At 60.8% G+C, this 18,544-nt stretch carries 15 protein-coding genes; 10 read left to right on the forward strand and 5 right to left on the reverse strand.

All coding sequences use genetic code 11. From position 1 onward, the window contains the following. Positions 1-16: 16 nt before the first annotated feature. Positions 17-394 carry a VOC family protein gene (locus tag M8523_RS21390; RefSeq protein WP_282586942.1) on the forward strand — a complete coding sequence of 126 codons (378 nt, stop codon included), beginning with the start codon at positions 17-19 and terminating at the stop codon, positions 392-394. Here the strand turns inward: M8523_RS21390 and M8523_RS21395 are convergent. After that, positions 342-665 (reverse strand): hypothetical protein, encoded by a 324-nt coding sequence (locus tag M8523_RS21395; RefSeq protein WP_282587004.1) that lies wholly within the window; start codon positions 663-665, stop codon positions 342-344. The two genes, M8523_RS21390 and M8523_RS21395, sit on opposite strands and share 53 nt — an antisense overlap. A gap of 240 nt (positions 666-905) precedes the next feature. Here M8523_RS21395 and M8523_RS21400 point away from each other — a divergent pair, with 240 nt between their 5' ends. The 4 genes from M8523_RS21400 (at position 906) to M8523_RS21415 (ending at position 6,228) form a co-directional block, all read left to right on the forward strand. Beyond that, entirely contained in the window at positions 906-2,474 is a 1,569-nt protein-coding gene (locus tag M8523_RS21400; RefSeq protein WP_282586943.1) for an ABC transporter substrate-binding protein, read from the forward strand. 135 nt (positions 2,475-2,609) lie between these two features. Further along, positions 2,610-3,557 carry an ABC transporter permease gene (locus M8523_RS21405; RefSeq protein ID WP_282586944.1) on the forward strand — a complete coding sequence of 316 codons (948 nt, stop codon included), beginning with the start codon at positions 2,610-2,612 and terminating at the stop codon, positions 3,555-3,557. Between the two features lie 9 nt (positions 3,558-3,566). Then, the gene (locus M8523_RS21410; RefSeq protein WP_282586945.1) at positions 3,567-4,400 is read left to right on the forward strand and encodes an ABC transporter permease; all 834 of its coding nucleotides are present in this window, start codon (positions 3,567-3,569) and stop codon (positions 4,398-4,400) included. Between the two features lie 10 nt (positions 4,401-4,410). Next, positions 4,411-6,228, forward strand: a complete 1,818-nt coding sequence (locus tag M8523_RS21415; protein ID WP_282586946.1) for an ABC transporter ATP-binding protein — start codon at positions 4,411-4,413, stop codon at positions 6,226-6,228. A 192-nt stretch (positions 6,229-6,420) separates the two neighbouring features. Here the strand turns inward: M8523_RS21415 and M8523_RS21420 are convergent, their stop codons facing one another. The 4 genes from M8523_RS21420 to M8523_RS21435 all read right to left on the reverse strand — a co-directional run bounded on the left by M8523_RS21420 (position 6,421) and on the right by M8523_RS21435 (position 11,103). Further along, positions 6,421-7,662, reverse strand: a complete 1,242-nt coding sequence (locus M8523_RS21420) for an NAD(P)/FAD-dependent oxidoreductase (RefSeq protein WP_282587000.1) — start codon at positions 7,660-7,662, stop codon at positions 6,421-6,423. Between the two features lie 105 nt (positions 7,663-7,767). Beyond that, entirely contained in the window at positions 7,768-8,601 is an 834-nt protein-coding gene (locus M8523_RS21425; RefSeq protein ID WP_282586947.1) for a transglutaminase family protein, read from the reverse strand. Positions 8,602-8,611: 10 nt separating this feature from the next. Beyond that, positions 8,612-9,565, reverse strand: coding sequence for an alpha-E domain-containing protein (locus M8523_RS21430; protein ID WP_282587001.1), 954 nt, complete (start codon positions 9,563-9,565; stop codon positions 8,612-8,614). Between the two features lie 65 nt (positions 9,566-9,630). Further along, positions 9,631-11,103 (reverse strand): circularly permuted type 2 ATP-grasp protein, encoded by a 1,473-nt coding sequence (locus M8523_RS21435; protein ID WP_428350982.1) that lies wholly within the window; start codon positions 11,101-11,103, stop codon positions 9,631-9,633. A 172-nt stretch (positions 11,104-11,275) separates the two neighbouring features. Between M8523_RS21435 and M8523_RS21440 the strand changes: the two genes are divergently transcribed. From M8523_RS21440 to M8523_RS21460, 5 genes are all read left to right on the forward strand, one after another. Then, complete coding sequence (locus M8523_RS21440; RefSeq protein ID WP_282586948.1) at positions 11,276-12,457, forward strand: DUF3095 domain-containing protein; 1,182 nt, start codon at positions 11,276-11,278, stop codon at positions 12,455-12,457. Between the two features lie 69 nt (positions 12,458-12,526). Next, positions 12,527-14,443 carry an ABC transporter ATP-binding protein gene (locus tag M8523_RS21445; RefSeq protein ID WP_282586949.1) on the forward strand — a complete coding sequence of 639 codons (1,917 nt, stop codon included), beginning with the start codon at positions 12,527-12,529 and terminating at the stop codon, positions 14,441-14,443. Continuing rightward, entirely contained in the window at positions 14,440-16,338 is a 1,899-nt protein-coding gene (locus M8523_RS21450) for an ABC transporter substrate-binding protein (RefSeq protein WP_282586950.1), read from the forward strand. The genes M8523_RS21445 and M8523_RS21450 overlap by 4 nt, the downstream gene beginning before the upstream one ends. Before the next feature lie 4 nt (positions 16,339-16,342). Next, the gene (locus tag M8523_RS21455) at positions 16,343-17,338 is read left to right on the forward strand and encodes an ABC transporter permease (RefSeq protein ID WP_282586951.1); all 996 of its coding nucleotides are present in this window, start codon (positions 16,343-16,345) and stop codon (positions 17,336-17,338) included. Next, entirely contained in the window at positions 17,338-18,510 is a 1,173-nt protein-coding gene (locus tag M8523_RS21460; protein ID WP_282586952.1) for an ABC transporter permease, read from the forward strand. The genes M8523_RS21455 and M8523_RS21460 overlap by 1 nt, the downstream gene beginning before the upstream one ends. Positions 18,511-18,544: the final 34 nt, after the last annotated feature.

Genomic DNA, 18,544 nt, shown 5'->3' on the forward strand with positions numbered 1-18,544 from the left:
CGGATAGGAGACAGACGTGATAGACCGGCTCGATCATCTCGTTCTGACCGTCCATAGCGTTGCGCGCTCGTGCGATTTCTACGTGCGGGGGCTCGGTATGACAGCGCAGACAGTTGACGGCCGCACGGCACTTTTATTTGGACAGCAGAAACTCAACTTGCACCCGGCAGACGGGCCACCGATCCGGCCGCGCGCGCATGCTCCCACGCCCGGAAGCGCCGACTTCTGCCTGATCGCGGATCGGCCGCTTGAGGCCGTCATGGTCCTCCTCGACGAGCGTGGGCTTTCCGTCGAGCTTGGCCCGGTTGATCGGATTGGGCGTGCTGGACCGATGCGGTCGATCAACCTGCGTGATCCAGATGACAATCTTGTTGAGATCTCGGCATATCGGTGACCGAACTTCTTGAGATTGTGGCAAAGGTCGCGTTTGCGGTGATCACCGTCGGGCGTGGAATGGCGCGAGCCAGCATTTTAGAGAAAAGCTGGTCTGCGGCCCGTGCATGGGTGATAGTCCGGGTGAGAACCTGAGGATTGGACCGTGAGCAGCCGTGGGTTTTGCCTTTGTTCCGCATGCCGGAGCAGCGTACCGGAGATTTCACCGATCGACTTCCCAAGTAGAACCGCGAGGCGCATGCCGCGATCTGGAACTTCGGATTGCGGCTCATCGACGGTATCCTTGTCTGCTCGGATGGTTGTGCCGCCTTGCCGTGTGCCCCGCATCGCAAGGCGGTTCTGCTTCAACCCGCATGGATCAAAGCTCGGATCGGGAACTCTGAGCCCTTTTCACAATGTGTATCAGAGCGATGTCGGGTTCGGCATGCTGCTTGCAAGCCACCGACGATGAGGTGGGCGGATCGATCATACGGACGCGTGCAGTCCGAAGACAACCTTGAAGGGCTTTTGCATTGACAAGCACCAGATCACCAAACCCGCATGCCTCGACCCTGCTTCTCGACAGACGCGAGATCATGGCCGGAGCCGCGGCGCTCGGGCTGGCATTCGGCTCCCTCGGCGGCAGCGCGAAAGCGGCAGAGACGCCCAAGAAAGGCGGAACGCTGCGACTTGGAATGGAAGGCGGCAGCGCGTCGGACAGCCTTGATCCTCGGACCTACGCGGATTCGATCCCGATCTCCTATGGGTACCAAATCTTCAACGGTTTGGTCGAGTTGGATGCGGACGGCAATGCGAAAGGCGAGCTGCTGGAGAGCTGGGAGACAAAGCCTGGTGCGACCGAGTGGATCTTCAACGTGCGCAAGGGAATCACGTTTCATTCCGGCAAGACGCTCGACGCGGACGACATCATCTACTCCCTGAACCTTCATCGCGGAGAGACAAAGTCCGCCGCAAAAGACCTGCTCAGCGCGATCAGCGACATCAAGAAGCTAAGTGCAAACCAGATCCAGATCACGCTATCGAGCGGCAATGCCGACCTGCCCTACAACCTGACCGACTACCACATGCTGGTGGTTCCGAACGGCTTCACGGATTTCTCGAAGCCGGACGGGACAGGTGCCTATGCGCTCGAGAGCTTCGAGCCCGGCGTTCGTGTCCTGACCAAGAACACCGGCCATTATTGGAAGCCGAATTCCGCTTGGTTCGACTCGATCGAACTCAAATATATTCCGGATACCTCGTCGCGCACACAGGCGCTGATTTCCGGTCAGATCGATGCCGCCAACCGTCTCGATCCGAAAACCGTCAGTTTCGTGCAAAAGTCGCCCAAGGTCTCTGTGCTGCAAACCAAGGGCACCGGTAACCGTTTCGCCTTCGTGGCCTTGTGTGACACCGATCCGTTCAAGTCGAACGATCTCAGGATGGCCCTGAAATACGGGATCGATCGTCAGAAGATCGTCGACACCGTCTATAAAGGCTATGCGTCGATCGGCAACGACACGACCATTGGGCCGGCAAACAAATATTACGCGCCGAACAATCCCCCTCACACCTATGACCCTGATAAGGCCGCTTCACTGTGGAAGAAGGCCGGCAGCCCGGCCATCGAGCTGCAGGTATCGGAAGGTGCCTTCTCGGGCGCGACCGATGCGGGCATCCTCTATCAGGAAGCCATGAAGAAGGCCGGCATCAATCTCAACGTCAAACGCGTCTCGGGCGACGGCTATTGGGACAATGTCTGGCTCAAGGCGCCGTTCTGCGCCGTTTATTGGGGCGGCCGACCGACTGTCGATCTTCAGCTGTCTCAGACCTTCATCTCCACCGCCAACTGGAACGATACCCATTGGCGCGAGCCGGCGTTCGACAAGATCATCACGGCCGCGCGGGTCGAGCTCGACGAGGCCAAGCGCAAGCAGATGTATGCGGAGGCGCAGAACATGATCGCCGATACGGGTGGCATGGTGTGCTTCGCGGTAGGCGACTACCTCGACGGATATTCGAAGAAGGTGCAGGGAACAGCACCCCATCCCCGCTACGACATGTGCGACCAGAAAGTGGCCGAGAAGGCCTGGTTCTCCTGAACTAGGGCGAAGCCGGTCTTCTCGGCTTCGCTGTTCTCACATCGCCGCGAAACCGAGGGGCCGAAGATCGGTGCCCCTCGGTCTGAACCCATCACCTCAAACCGTCCGCGGTAAGCCTTCAAGGAGACGCCTTTCGTGATACGCCTGATCTTGATGCGCATCGGTCTCGGGCTGCTCACGTTATTCGTCGTCTCCGCGGTCATCTTCCTCTTGACGCAGATCCTCCCCGGTGACGTGGCCTCGTCCGTACTGGGCCAGAACGCGACGCCGGAGAACCTTGCGGCCTTCCGGCACGAACTTGGGCTCGATCAACCAGCGCTGTCCCGCTACCTCACTTGGCTCTGGGGCGTCCTGCATGGAGATTTCGGCGTCGCATTGACGAACAAGCGGGACATCATCCAGGAACTCGCCCCCCGCTTTCGCAATACCCTTTTTCTGGCAGGTTATGCCGCCCTGCTGGCCCTGCCGATCTCGGTGGGTTTCGGCATTCTGGCGGCTGTTCGCGAAGGTCGGCTCACAGATCGTGTGGCCAATATCCTGGCTTTGATCTGCATCTCGATGCCCGAATTCTTCGTCGGTTATCTGCTGATCCTCAATTTCTCCGTGAACCACGAATATTTCCCGTCGCTCGCGACCGTGAGTTCCGACACGCCGTTCGGTGAGCGGGTCTGGGCCGTGACTTTGCCGGCGATCACCATGACGCTCCTGGTGACCGCCCATATGCTGCGCATGACGCGCAATTCGGTTCTTGCAATCATGTCGACCCCCTACGTCGAAATGGCCTTCCTCAAGGGCCTCACGCGCGGTCGCGTGGTGACGCGGCATGCACTGCCCAATGCCGCGTCACCCATCATCTCGGTGATCGCCCTCAACCTGGCCTATCTCGTGGTGGGCGTGGTGGTGGTCGAGAACGTCTTCACCTATCCCGGCGTGGGCCAGTATATGATCGATGCGGTGACCAAGCGGGACGTGCCGGTGATCGAGGCGTGCGGCATCGTGTTCGCCTCCGTGTTCATCACCCTGAACACCTTGGCCGACGTGCTGGCCATCGTGCTCAATCCCCGCTTACGTCACCCGCGTTAGGAGTCCGGCATGACCATTTTCGGACAAAAAGCGCCCGCCACCGCACTCGTGGGTCTTCTGATCATCCTGCTCAACGTGCTGGTCGCGGTCGCCGGCCCCATGGTGGCACCTTACGGCGAAACGCAGGTCGTGGGCGGGGGCTGGGACCCCTCCTCGGCCACCACCTGGTTCGGCACGGATCAGATCGGTCGCGACATGCTGACCCGCCTGATCTATGGGGCGCGAATGACGATCGGCATCGCCTTCGTGACCACCATCCTGTCCTTCTTCATCGGCATCACGTTGGGCTTGGTGGCGGCCGTGCTCGGCAAATGGGTCGACGTGGTGATTTCGCGGCTCGTCGACGTCGTCCTTTCGATCCCGCTGCTCATTTGGGCCTTGATGATCCTCAACGTGCTGGGGCAGTCGCTGACATCGCTGGTGCTCACCATCGCGTTCCTGGATTCGACCCGTGTGTTCCGGTTGTCCAGGGCCCTCGGCATAAATCTCGTCGCACTCGATTTCGTTGAAGTCGCTCGGATGCGCGGCGAAGGCCTGTGGTGGATCATCGGACGCGAGGTGCTGCCGAACGCCGCCGCGCCGCTCATGTCGGAATTCGGTCTCCGCTTCTGCTTCAACTTTTTGTTCATCGCCGCCTTGAGCTTCCTCGGACTCGGCGTCCCCCTGCCCTATGCGGACTGGGGCGGTATGGTGAAGGACAATGTCGGCGGCATTTCGTTTGGTCTGCCGGCGGCGCTCTATCCCGCGGCTGCCATCGCGATCCTGACGGTCGGGATCAATCTCGTGGTCGACTGGTTCCTGTCGATCGATGCCCGCCCGTCGGGTGCCCAAGCCGAAATGTAGGAGGCACGCCGTGGCCGATGACTCGATCCTCGAACTGCAGAAACTCAAGGTCGAGACCATCACGGGGCGTGTGCTCGTCGATGATGTCGACGTCACCCTGAAACGTGGCGAGATCCTCGGCCTCATCGGTGAGTCAGGCGCAGGCAAATCGACCATCGGCCTCGCTTCGATGGCCTATGCGCGTGCCGGCATGCGGATCACCGGGGGCCGCATCACGCTCGACGGAACAGAACTGCGCGCCTCGACTGCCTCCGCACGGCGCCACATGCGCGGCAAGAGCATCGCATATATCGCCCAGAGCGCCGCGGCGTCGTTCAACCCGAGCATGACCTTGATGGATCAGGTCTGCGAGGCGCCTGTGACGCATGGCGTCATGTCCCGGGCCGATGCCGAGGTCTATGCGAAACAATTGTTCCGCAAGCTGCAACTGCCCAATCCCGATACGATCGGCGAGCGTTATCCGCATCAGGTCTCTGGCGGGCAGCTGCAACGCGTGATGGCCGCCATGGCGATGAGCTGCCGCCCGGACGTCATCGTGCTCGACGAACCGACCACCGCGCTCGACGTTACCACCCAGATCGAGGTTCTGTCGCTGCTGCGCGACCTGATCCGCGAATTCGGCACGGCCGGGCTCTACATCACCCATGACCTCGCCGTCGTGGCGCAGATTGCGCACCGGATCATGGTGCTGCGTCACGGCAAGATGATCGAGATGGGAGAAACCAAACAGATCCTCGAACAACCCAAGACCGAATATGCCCGTGCGCTGGTGAACGAGCGCCGTGAGGCTGAGCACCTCGCGCTGGGCATTCCCGACAAGGTGGTCCAGCCCATCCTGCGCGTCGCGAACGTCACGGCCGGCTATGGTCCCACCGCGATCGTCAAGAACGTCTCCTTCGACCTCGCCAAGGGTGAAACCCTGGCCGTCGTGGGAGAATCAGGGTCGGGCAAGAGCACTGTCGCCCGCATCATCACGGGCCTCCTGCCGCGATGGGAAGGCGAGATCGACCTGTCGGGTAAAAGCTTGCCGGCCGCGCTCGCCAGCCGCGCACCCGACACTCTTCGACGCCTTCAGATGGTGCATCAGATGCCGGATGTCGCGCTCAACCCGCGCCAAACCTTGGAACAGATCATCGGCCGCCCGGTCTCGTTTTTTTTCAACGCTCTCACCAAGGATGTCCGCACCCGTGTTCACGAGTTGCTGGCCTTGGTCGGACTGCCGGAAGATTTCGCCACGCGCCGGCCTGGGCAATTGTCGGGGGGGCAGAAGCAGCGCGTCTGTATCGCCCGGGCGCTTGCGGCCAACCCTGAAGTGATCATCTGCGACGAACCCACGTCGGCGCTCGATCCACTGGTCGCGGAAGGCGTCCTGAAACTGCTCAAACGCCTGCAAGACGAGCTGGGTATTGCCTACATTTTCATCACGCATGATCTCGGAACCGTTCGCCGGATTGCGCACCGTACGGCCGTGATGCTCAAAGGCGAAATCATCGCCCAGGGCCCGACCGCCGAGATCTTCTCGCCTCCCTTCCACCCCTACACCGAGAAGCTGATCACCTCAGTTCCGGAGATGCACACGACGTGGCTTGACGAGATCCTGGCTGGCCGCTCGTCAGTCCTTGGGTCTGGCGGGCCCGCAATACCGGACAGTGTCCTGCAAGCTCGCGCCGCAGCGCGCCGGGTGGTCGCCGATCCGACCAAGAAGGATTCCGTGGAATGGCTCGCTGCCATGCAGGTTCTGTCTGACGGCCAAAAGCCCGAACAGGCAGGGAGCTTTAACGACCTGGAGACCGAACTCCAGAACGTAAAGGGACTAACGGAAATCTAGGCCGCAGCAGATTTTCGATCCGAGATCGGCGATGCCGTGCAAGGGGCGCCGCACAACAACAAGCCACATCCACGGGAAAGGGCATCGGTGTAAGTGCCCGCCCCTTGCTTCGGAAGGGCCGGTTGCAGATCTCCCGGCGAGATAGGTCCCGATCAGGACCGCCTACAGGCAACTCGGCTGCTCTCTCCGGTGTCAGTTCTGCCGCCGATGACCCGCAACGCTGGCCTTCAGGTCGAAGGTCGTATCAGCCGCCTGTTCGGGTGTAAGATTCGCTTGGCGATCTTCGAGCAGTCTGCGGGCGATCATGTGATCACCCGGCTTGTTCAGCGATTCGACGCCCACAAGGGACCCCTCACGAAAACAGAAGACCGAAAACGCGCCGTCGTCGGGAGAGCCCCTCAATACGGCCAGATCGTGCGGGGCCGCCAAGCCGGCAATCTGCAGCTTATAGGCGCCCTGATCGCTCCAGAACCAGGGCACCGCGACGTGCGAACCGGGTTGGCCATTGATCCGAGCGGCCACGCATCGCGCGCCGTCGACAGCGCTCTGGACCGATTCGATGCGGACTCGTCCCTCATGCGAATGTGGCGACGGGTGGTGGGCGCAATCGCCGATAGCCGAAATTGCGGGATCAACCGTCAACAACGTCTCGTCCACCTCAATCCCATTGGACACCGGCAATCCCGCGTCACGCGCCAGTTCCTGGTTCGGGAGCACACCGATGCCGACCAGAACCAGGTCGGCCGCATAGTTCGACCCGTCCGTCGCCGCGACTCCCACAGCACGGCCGTTTCGCTCGAGGATGGCGCTGACGACAGCCCCGAATGCGAAGTGCACACCGGCGGCCCTGTGGGTCGCCTCGACTGCGGTCGCCATGAGGGGGGAGACTGAACGGGCCAGGATACGGTTCGCACCCTCGATCACCGTGACCGCGATGCCCTTCCCGGCGCAGACGGCTGCGAATTCAAGGCCGATGAAGCCGGCGCCGACGATCGCCACCGCCTTGACGTCGTGGAGAGCCGCTTTCAGCGCGTCCGCATCAGCCAGGGTTCGCAATTGAAACACACCGGGGAGAGCAGCGCCCGGGACCGGAAGCGGCCGGTTGCGCGACCCGGTCGCAAGAACGAGGTGATCGTAGGAGAGCTTTTCGCCGGAGGTCAGAATGACCCGCTGGAGCGTTGGGGCGATTTCAGCCACGCGCTCTCCGACCCGCAGCGTCAAAGATTGGTCGGCATAGAAGGCCGACGGTCGCAATTGCAGGGCGGCAGCGTTGGTTTTGCCCATCAAATAGGCCTTGGACAGCGCCGGCCGGCCATAGGGGAGATGCGTTTCGTCCCCGATCAGCGTAATCGGCTCGCGGTAGCCGCCTTGTCGCAACGATGCGCCAAGTTGGAAGCCGGCCTGCCCTGTGCCAACGATCACGATGCCGCTCATCCGAAGCCCTGCTGTCCTGCGCGCCATGCGACGCGTCCTGGATTCAGCCGGATTTCGGCGCCGTCGGCTCACGCACGAGCGACGCTCGCGTCGCCATAGCCGCCGTTACGAGAAGGAGATTGTCGCGGCCTGCGCATTGCGCCGCTGATCGAGCCCGAACATCCAGTTGACGTCGACGGTTTCGGCCGCGTTCTGCCCCGGTGTTCCGCGCAATGCGGCGGCGTCGAGGGCGTCGAGCCCGACAGCCACCCGGACATGATAATCCTGTGGACAGATGTCGTGGACCGGGTCGAATCCGACCCAACCGAGACCGTCCACATAGGCTTCCGCCCAGGCGTGCCGGGTCGACTGCCCGTCATCGTCCAAATAAAACCCGTGAGCACAACGCGCCGGAAATCCAAGGTGACGCGCACATGTTGCAAAGATCTGCGCGTGATCCCCGCTCGTCCCCTTGCAAGCCTTGAAGGCAGCGTCAGCCGTGACAACCGCCGTGGGTTCGGATGAGGTCGCGATGCGCTGATGTACGGCCCCGAGAAGTTGATGCAACTTGCCGAGGTCATTGTCGGAAGCCGCCGCAACATCGCTGGCGAAACTCCGCAATTCTTCGGACGGCATCGTCGTTGCGGTGTCGCGGCGATAGATATCAAGGGGCAGTCGCTCTGCCGTTCCTCGTACCACGCCGGCCGCATCGAAACACGTGAGTTCGCCTTGGGCCGTGATGCTCAATTCGGAGACGATGCCCGGGACCGTGAGGGTATGGGTCAGATTGCCGAAGTGATCTTCACCGGACTTCAGCAGGCAGTCGGGCTCGACATCGATTCGCCAGTTCGTCACCCGTTGGCCCTCGTGGCTCCGTGGTGTCATGCGCAGGATGCTGATGGCGTTTCGGGTCGGCTCGGAAAATCGGACGCGGAGATGATGGCGAAGGCGAAGACGCATCGGGCGGCTTTCAGACGAGATATTGTTCTGTGATCGCTGACCCGAGCTGGTTGTTGTCTTCCAGAAAGGTCGTGATGAATTCGTGCAGTCCGCTCTGGAAGATCGCTTCGATCGAGCTGTTTTCCAGTTGGGCCAGGGTCTTGTGGGAGAGCCGCTGCGAAGGGCCCTGCCGGCCATAGGCCTGACTGATCGAGTCGAGCGACCTGACGATATTGTCATAGCAGGAAATAAGGGACCGAGGCATTTCCGGCCGCAGGATCAGAAGGTCGGCGACCAGCCAGGGCTTGATGTTCTCGCGATAGACCCAGTGATAGGCCGTCACGGCCGAGACCGCGCGGAGAATCGCGGTCCACTGGAAATAGTCGAGAGACCCGCCGACCTGCTCGGTATCCGGCAGAAGCACATGATATTTCACGTCGAGAATCCGCGCCGTGTTGTCGGCGCGCTCCATATGCAGGCCCAGCCGGCAGAACCAGAACGAGGGGTCGCGCAACATCGTGCGAATGACGGCGCCGTCGAAGTGCAGCGATGTCTGCTTCACGAATTCGAGAAAACGGCTCAGTCGTTCCCGTTCCTCACCCTTGACCGGGGCCGCCTGCTCAAAGCTCTTGAGTTCAAGCCACGCGCCATTGATGGCGTCCCACATTTCGGCGGTCAGCGCCGTTCGTACGGAACGGGCGTTTGTCCGTGCCGCCTCCAGGCAGTTGCGGATCGAGGAGGGATTGTCGGGATCGAACGTCAGGAAGTCCACAACCGAGTCCGGCTCGGTGGTACCGTATTTGGCGTGATAGGCCTCGACGGCCCCCGAGGATTCGAGCGCGCTGTCCCACTCGCTGCCGGTTTCGTTGTAGGCCTGGGGCAAGGCTGCGAGACGCTGAGCAGCTTCGACGGTGCGGGCGAGAAAGTCCGACCTTTCCATGTAGCGAGCCAGCCAGAACAGGCTGTCGCCCGTGCGCGACAGCAAGGTGTATTTTCGCGCGGGTCGCACCAAGGCGAGCGTCGGCGCTTCGAATTCGGATCCAGCCCGGATCATCGGCCTGCCTCCCCATCATCGACGACCCATGTGTCCTTGGTGCCGCCGCCCTGGCTCGAATTGACCACCAGCGACCCTTCCTTCATGGCCACGCGGGTCAGACCGCCCGGCACCACACGCGTCCCTTTGGCGCCTGTGAGAACGAAGGGCCGGAGATCGACGTGCCGCGGCCCGATGCCCGTCGCATCCGCGGTCGGGCATGTCGAAAGGGCCAATGTCGGCTGGGCGATGAAGTTGGCGGGGTCGTGCTTCAGCTTCGCCGCAAAGGTCGCCAGTTGATCCCTGGTGGCATGCGGGCCGACCAGCATTCCATAGCCACCCGAGCCGTTGACTTCCTTGACGACGAGTTCGTCCAGATGGTCAAGCACATAGCTGAGAGCTTCGGGCTCGCGGCACCGATAGGTCGGCACATTCTTCAAGATCGCTTCTTCCCCCAGGTAAAAGCGAATGATCTCCGGCATGTAGGTGTAGGTCGCCTTGTCGTCGGCGACGCCGGTGCCGACCGCATTTGCGAGGGTCACCGACCCGGCCCGGTAGGCATTCATAAGTCCAGGCACGCCAAGCGCGCTGTCGGGTCGGAACGCGAGAGGGTCGAGGAAGTCGTCGTCGAGTCGGCGGTAAATCACGTCGACCCGTTTCGGCCCTTCGGTGGTGCGCATGAAGACCACGTCGTTGTCCACGAACAGATCGCGGCCCTCGACCAGCTCGACACCCAGCTTGTCGGCCAGGAACGAATGCTCGTAATAGGCGGAATTGAACATTCCGGGCGTCAGAAGCACCACGGTGGGGTCGCTGCCGGCGGTCGGGGGCGCAACGCTGCGCAGCGAATTCAGGAGGATGTCGGGATAGTTCTCGACCGGGGCAACACGATGCGACCCGAACAATTCGGGGAAGAGCCGCATCATCACCTCCCGGTTCTCCAACATGTAGGACACGCCTGAAGGAGTTCGGGCATTGTCTTCGAGGACATAGAAGTCCTTGTCGTCGATTCGGACGATGTCGATTCCCGCGATATGGACATAGACATCATGGGGGACTTTGAGGCCCACCATCTCGGGCCGGAAGTACGGGTTCCGGTAGATGAGGTCGGACGGCACCACGCCAGCCTTGATGATCTCGCGGGCGCCGTAAAGGTCCGCCAAGAACATGTTGAGTGCCTTGACGCGCTGAATCAGGCCGATTTCGAGCCTGGCCCATTCGGTCCGTGAAATAAGCCTCGGAACAAGGTCGAACGGAATCAACCGCTCGGTTGCGTCCTTGTCGCCATAGACCGCGAAGGTGATGCCGATGCGTCGGAATAGGAGATCCGCCTGGCGCCGCCTCGAAGCGAGCAGGTCCGGCGGCACGGTCTCAAGCCAACGCGCCAAACGTTGATAGACTTGGCGCGGCTGGCCGCCCGCTTCGCTCATTTCGTCGAAAAACAGCCCTGGCAATGACACGTAGCCTACTCTCCCAACGACCGCGTCCATGACGTTCGTATTAAACAATCTTCGTGCCAGCAGATCCCGATGCAAGAGGTCATGGCGATCGCCTCCGCGTCAAGCTTGAAAATGCCATGCTATAACCCTCATAGCAGCGCTTAGGTCGCAACTCTTCCGCCTCGAAGCGATTTGCTCTTGAGGTGAGGGGCACATCGATGGAATGAACGACTTTTATGCGTCCCTCCCGACCTTTACGGCCTTCGAGCGCATCGTCGATGCTGACGCCTATAGGGCGTTGCCGGCCGACTGGGTCATCGGGATCGCCGATGTCGTGTCCTCGACCGCGGCGGTTGCGCAAGGCCGCTACAAGGCGGTTAACACGGCCGGCGCAGCGGTCGTGTCTGCGGTCGCAAATGCGTTGAAGACGCTTGATTTCGCCTATGTGTTCACGGGCGACGGAATGGCCTGTGCGGTTGCTCCGTCGCTCGAAGGTAACTTGCGTTTAGCTCTTGGTGCTACCGTCGGCTGGGTCGGGGCTGCCCTGAGCCTGGAATTGCGGAGTGCTGTCGTGACGGTCGCGCAAATCCGCGAGGCTGGGCATGACGTGCGTGTGGCCCGCTTCAAACCGTCGCCCCATGTGACTTATGCGATGTTCTCAGGCGGAGGCCTGGCTTGGGCGGAAGCAGCCTTGAAGTCGGGCGCCCTGCCCCAGGTCGAACGGTATGACAACAAACATCCTGATCTTTCCGGCCTTTCATGTCGTTTCAAGCCGATCCCGGCACAAGAAGGGGTGATGCTGTCGCTGATTGTCACGCCACGAGGGACGGGTGCGGATGCCTCGTTCCGCGAACTCGTCAACGACTTGCTCACCATGATCGGCGCAGGCGCCGGTCGGCCTGTGCCAATTGAAGGACCGAACTGGGGCTGGCCGCCGGACGGTTTGGATGCCGAGGCGCGACTACAGCGGCGCCCCGGCCAATCTCTGCTGATGAGCCGCATCACCGTCGGGTTGCGCACCTTGGCGGCAGCCGTCATCGTCAACTTGGGCCGACCCGTCGGGGGCTTCTCGCCCAAGCGGTATCGCGCGCAAATCGGCGAGAACTCCGATTTCCGCAAATTCGAGGATGGGCTGATGATGACGGTCGACTGCAGTCCCGCCCTCAGCGATTCGATCGAGGCGCGCCTTACGGAGGCGCGAGGCCAAGGCTTCATTGAATTCGGCATCCATCGCCAGGATTCAGCGCTCCTGACATGTATTGTCCCGTCCCCGAGCCTGCCCGGCCATATCCATTTCGTCGATGGCGCCGGCGGCGGCTACACGATGGCAGCGCAAAACCTCAAGCAGGCTCGAATTCGCGGACAAACCATGGCGCAGAGCGAGCTCTCTGGTGCCCTCGGCTGAGTCGTGACATCGTTAGCCGAAGGGTCGCATTCTCCGGGGCCACAAGCAGGAAGGGATTCTGGATCAGCCATGAGTGAGACACCGGACATCCTTCGGGTCAACCAACTCAGGATCAGCTTCCAGCTTCAACGTGGCGCGTTGGATGTCGTGCGGGGCGTGTCGTTCCGGGTTCCGCTTGGCAAGACTGTGGCGCTCGTTGGTGAGTCGGGGTCCGGCAAGACGGTGATCTCCCAGGCCATTATGGGATTGTTGCCGAAAGCGGGATCGATCAGCGGGGGCCAGATCCTGTTCGACGATCCGCTGAAAGTCGACGGCGGGGAGCCGGTCGACATTGCGAGACTACCGCGCGACGGACGCGAGATCCGCCACCTGCGGGGCGGCCGTATCGGGATGATCTTTCAGGAGCCGATGTCGTCCCTGTCCCCGGTCCATACGATCGGCAACCAGATCGAGGAGGCCCTGCGCCTGCATCGCCCGATCAAAGCCGGCGAAGGTCGCAGCATCACCGAAGCCATGCTCGAAATGGTCGGGTTTAAAAATCCGCATCGTGCCTACCGGCAATATGCGTTTGAGCTCTCCGGTGGCCTTCGGCAGCGCGCGATGCTGGCCATGGCCCTCATCTGCCACCCCGCTTTGCTCATCGCCGACGAACCCACGACGGCCCTCGATGTGACGATCCAGGCCCAAGTTCTCAACTTGATGCGATCGCTCCAGAGCGATCTCGGCATGTCGATTCTCTTGATCACCCACGATCTCGGCGTGGTAGCCAACATGGCCGATGAAGTGGTGGTGATCTACCATGGCGAGATCATGGAGGCCGGAAGCGCAAACGACATCTTCCGACATCCGCAGCATCCCTATCTGAAGGCTTTGCTGGCTGCACTCCCGCATTTCGACATGAAGCCAGGCGAGCGGCTGACCGCACTACGCGATACGAGTGGAGATCTCGCTCCGGTGATGACCTCGCGCCGGCAGACCCTGGCTGAGCAGACAAGCACGGCGCAACCAAGCACGCCGATCCTCGCGGTGAACAACCTGCGCAAGACCTACCCGGGCAAGAGATCCGGTATTCTGGGCAAGCGTGCAGAGCGCGTCGTGGCGGTGTCCGACGTGAGTTTCGAGATCAAGCGGGGCGAATGCCTGGGCTTGGTCGGCGAAAGTGGCAGCGGCAAAACCAGCATCGGCAAGCTGATCATGCGCGCCATCAAAGCAGATTCTGGAAGCGTCGTGTTCAACAATGGGTCGGGCCCGGTCGATGTTCTCGCCCTTCATGGCCCGGCTGGGCGTCGGTTCCGCACGGCCATTCAGATGATCTTCCAGGATCCGGTGAGTTCGCTCTCTCCGCGCATGACCGTGCTGAACATCATCCGCGAGCCGTTGGAGATCCACAACCAAGGCAGCCCAAGCGAGCAGACCGCGCGCGTCGCCGACCTGATGAGCGCAGTCGGCCTCGATCGTCGTTTTTTAAATCGCTATCCGCATAGTTTTTCGGGCGGTCAGAGGCAACGCATCGGCATTGCACGCGCTCTCGCGCTCGATCCCGAATTGATCATCTGCGACGAGCCCGTCTCGGCCCTTGATGTTTCGGTGCAGGCCCAGGTGCTGAACCTCCTCAAGGATCTCCAGCGCGAACTGGGCCTCACCTACCTTTTCATTTCGCACAATCTCGCCGTGGTCGACTATATCGCGCAGCGCATTGCCGTCTTGGCCAATGGTCGCATCGTCGAGATCGCACCTCGCGGCGTCCTATTTCGCTCACCTGCCCATTCCTACACGCAAGCGCTGCTCAAAGCGGTGCCGTTTCCTGATCTCGATCATCCGCTCGACTTCACATCAGTGGCGCTGCGTGGTGCCTCCAACCCCAAGAACTGGGCTCCGCAATTTCAGGATGAAGGCGATCCCGCGTCGTTGACGCCCATCGACCTCGGCCAGGGACACATCGTTCTGGCCCGAGCGACCATCGACCGTAAGGAACTTGTGGCATGAAGCGGCTGGTCGCCCTCGCGCTGCTCCTTCTGGCCGGCTTGACGGGTGCGGCTGCGGCCGCGATCGAGACCCCTTTTTTCGCTGAGCGGGTCGCGACGGGTAAGTTGCCGGCCATCGATCAACGCCTTCCCGAGCAACCGCGGGTGCTCGACATGCAGAGCATGGGGCGGATCCCCGGCAAGCCCGGTGGTACGTGGCGGATGTTGATGGGCGACCAGCGGGACCTGCGAATGGTCACGCTCTATTCCTATGCGCGGCTCGTAGTATTCGACGAGAAGCTGCAGCTTGTCCCGGATATACTCGAAAGCTTTGAGGATCAGGACGACAAAGTCTTCACCTTCCATTTGCGCAAGGGACATAAATGGAGTGACGGGCAGCCTTTTACGGCGGAGGACTTCCGGTACTATTGGGAAGACGTAGCCCTTAACCCCAAGCTCTCGCCGACCGGGCCGAATGTCGCGCTGTTGGCGAATGGTCAGAAGCCGAAATTCGAGATCATCGATCCGGAGACGATCCGCTTCACATGGGACACACCGAACCCGGCGTTCTTGCCCTCCCTGGCGGCATCCCAGCCCGTGTATATCTTCATGCCGGCTCATTACCTCAAGCAATTCAATCCCCGTTACGCAGGCAAAGACGACCTCGCCAAGAAGATCAAAGATGCGCACGTCAAGGATTGGAGCGCCCTGCACGAGCGAATGTCGCGTCAATATCGGCCCGAAAATCCCGAACTTCCTACCCTCGAGCCCTGGCGCAACACCACGCCGCCGCCGGCCGATTTCTTTGTTTTTGAAAGAAACCCATTCTACCATCGCGTCGACGAGAATGGTCGCCAGCTTCCCTATATCGACAAGATCGCCATGATGCTCGGCACCACGAATCTGATCCCGGCCAAAGTGGCGAGTGGGGAAGCCGACCTTCAAGCCCGCTATATCAATTTCGAGGATTATACGTTCCTCAAACATGCCGAGCAGGCCAACAACTATCAGGTTGAACTTTGGCAACAGGGCTATGGGGCGCGCGCCGCCCTGATGCCAAACCTGAATGCGGCCGATCCCATCTGGCGCAAGATCCTGCGCGACGTTCGATTTCGTCGGGCCTTGTCGCTCGGCATCAATCGGCGCGACATCAATCGCGTGCTGTTTTTCGGCTTGGCCCGCGAAAGCGGGAATACCGTTCTGCCGGAAAGCCCACTTTATAAGCAATCCTACGCGGACGCCTATACCAACTACGATCCGGCCGAGGCGAATCGCCTGCTCGACTTGGTAGGGCTCGACAAGCGCGATGGAGAAGGCTTCCGGTTGTTGCCGGACGGGCGTCGGGCCGACATCGTCATCGAGACGGCGGAGAACGACACGGTCGACACCGACATTCTGGAGTTGGTTGGCGACGATTTCGCCAAACTCGGCATTCGGATCTTCAACCACCCCTCGCAGCGGGACGCCTTCCGGCAGCGCATCTTCAGTGGTCAAGTGATCATGTCGATGGCCGAGGGATTGGACAATGCCGTGCCGACAGAGAAGTTCGAACCCGACGCTCTGGCACCCAGCGCGGAGTCGCAGTTTCAATGGTCACGCTGGGGCCTCTATTTCGAATCCGGCGGCAGTCAAGGCGAAGCGGTCGACATGCCCGAGCCGCAGCATCTGTTGGATCTCCTGCATGACTGGCGTCATTCGACCAGCGACGCGCAGCGCAAGACGATCTGGGATGAGATGCTGAGCATCAACGCCGATCAGGTCTACACGATTGGCATCGTGAACGGGACGCAGCAGCCCGTCGTCGTCGACGGCAACATGCGCAATGTGCCCAAGTCCGCGCTGTTCTCGTTTGAACCCGGCTCGTTCTTCGGCATCTATATGCCGGACACGTTCTGGTACGACGTGAAGTCGGAGTGAGCGCGTGCTTCGTTATCTGATCCGACGGTTCATGATCATGATCCCGACGCTGTTCTTCACCAGCGCGATCATCTTCACCGTGATCAACCTGTCGCCAACGGATTATTTCAGTAACTATGTGGCCGAACTCCAGGCTCAGGGTGAGAAAGCCGACATGAGCCGGGTCGAATTCCTGAAGCGGGAATATGGTTTCGACAAGCCACCGGTCGAACGGTATTTTCTCTGGGTCGGCGGCCTTCTGCACGGGGATTATGGTTACTCATTCGAGTACCAATTGCCCGTCAAGGACGTGGTCGGCGACCGCCTCTATCTGACGATCCTGGTTTCCTTCTCGACCATCCTGTTCACATGGTTGATCGCATTCCCGATCGGGATCTATTCGGCAACGCACCAATATTCTTGGGCCGACTATGGATTGACCACCCTGGGCCTGCTTGGCCTGGCCATTCCACACTTTCTTCTGGCACTGCTATTTATGTATTTCGCCAATGTGTGGTTCGGCCTCTCCATCGGAGGCCTGATGGACCCGCAATACCTCAATGCGTCAATGAGTTGGGGCAAAGTCAGGTCGGTGCTGGCGCATGTCTGGATTCCGGTCCTCATCATCGGAACGGCCGGAACCGGGGCCATGATCCGGACCGTTCGGGCGAACCTTCTTGAAGAACTCCAGAAACAATATGTCACCACGGCGCGAGCCAAGGGGCTGCACCCCTTCCGGATATTGATCAAATATCCGCTGCGGCTGGCCATGAACTTCTTCATTTCGGACATCGGCAGCATTTTGCCTTCGGTCGTGTCAGGGGCAGAGCTTGTTGCGATCGTGTTGTCGCTACAAACGACAGGTCCTTTGCTCATCCACGCGCTGCAGACGCAGGATATGTATCTCGCCGGATCATTTCTGATGTTTTTGGCCACACTGACGATCGTCGGTGTTCTGATCTCCGACATTGCGCTGGCGTTTCTTGACCCACGCATTCGGCTGCAGGGAGGTGCCCGCTGATGAATGCTCTTCCCCCCTCCTCGGGCAAGCTTGTTCACTATGTCTCGGATGCGCCATTCGACGTCCAGTCGGTCAAACGGCTGACCCCTGAGCAGGAGCGGGTCTACCTCGCCTCGCAGTGGCGCTTGATGTGGTGGAAGTTCAAACGTCACCGACTAGCCGTGGTGGCGAGCCTGGTTCTCCTGGTGCTGTACGGGACCATCCCGTTTTCTGAATTCCTGGCGCCCTACAACGGGTCGACCCGCAACACGGATTTCATCCGGTCACCGCCACAGAAGATGCATCTCTTCCACGACGGGCAATTCGTCGGGCCGTTCGTCTATGGCAAGGACTATCGGTTGAACATGACCGACCTTAAGCGGGACTATACGGTCAATCATGCCAATCTGCAGCGCATCCGGTTCTTCTGCCATGGAGACCCCTACCAGTTCTGGGGCCTTGTTCCCGCCGACGTCCACCTCATGTGCCCCGCCGATGGTGGCACGTTATTCTTGCTGGGAAGCGACCGCCTGGGACGGGATGTCCTTTCGCGTATGGTTTACGGCGCCCGCATCTCACTCACGGTCGGCCTCATCGGGATCTCCATCTCATTCCTGCTTGGCATCACGATCGGCGGATTGGCCGGCTACTACGGCGGCTGGTTTGATCTTCTGAGCCAACGCGCCATCGAGATCGTGCATTCGATTCCGCACATCCCCCTCTGGCTGGCGCTTGCGGCGGTGATGCCCGTGACCTGGAGTCCGATGCTGGTCTATTTCGGCATCACGGTCATTCTCGGGCTGATGGACTGGACCGGGCTGGCCCGCGCCGTCAGGGCAAAGCTCTTGTCGCTCCGGGAGGAGGATTATGTCCTGGCAGCGCGCCTCATGGGCGCGGGAACCCCGCGTGTGTTGTTTCGACACCTGCTTCCGGGATTTATCAGTCACCTCATCGCGTCTGCGACCATCACGATTCCAAGTATGATCTTGGGTGAGACCGCGTTGAGCTTTCTGGGACTCGGCCTGCGGCCACCCGTCATCTCCTGGGGTGTGATGCTGAACGAAGCCCAAAACATGAATGTCGTGGCGCTGTATCCCTGGCTCATGCTGCCGGTCGTGCCCGTGATCCTGGTGATTCTGACCTTCAACTTTCTCGGTGATGGTCTTCGGGATGCGGCGGATCCGTATAACTGACGGATCCAAAACTTGCGGATTGCGTTCTTCGCGC

The organism is Lichenifustis flavocetrariae (assembly GCF_026130545.1).
Classification (GTDB): domain Bacteria; phylum Pseudomonadota; class Alphaproteobacteria; order Rhizobiales; family Beijerinckiaceae; genus Lichenihabitans; species Lichenihabitans flavocetrariae.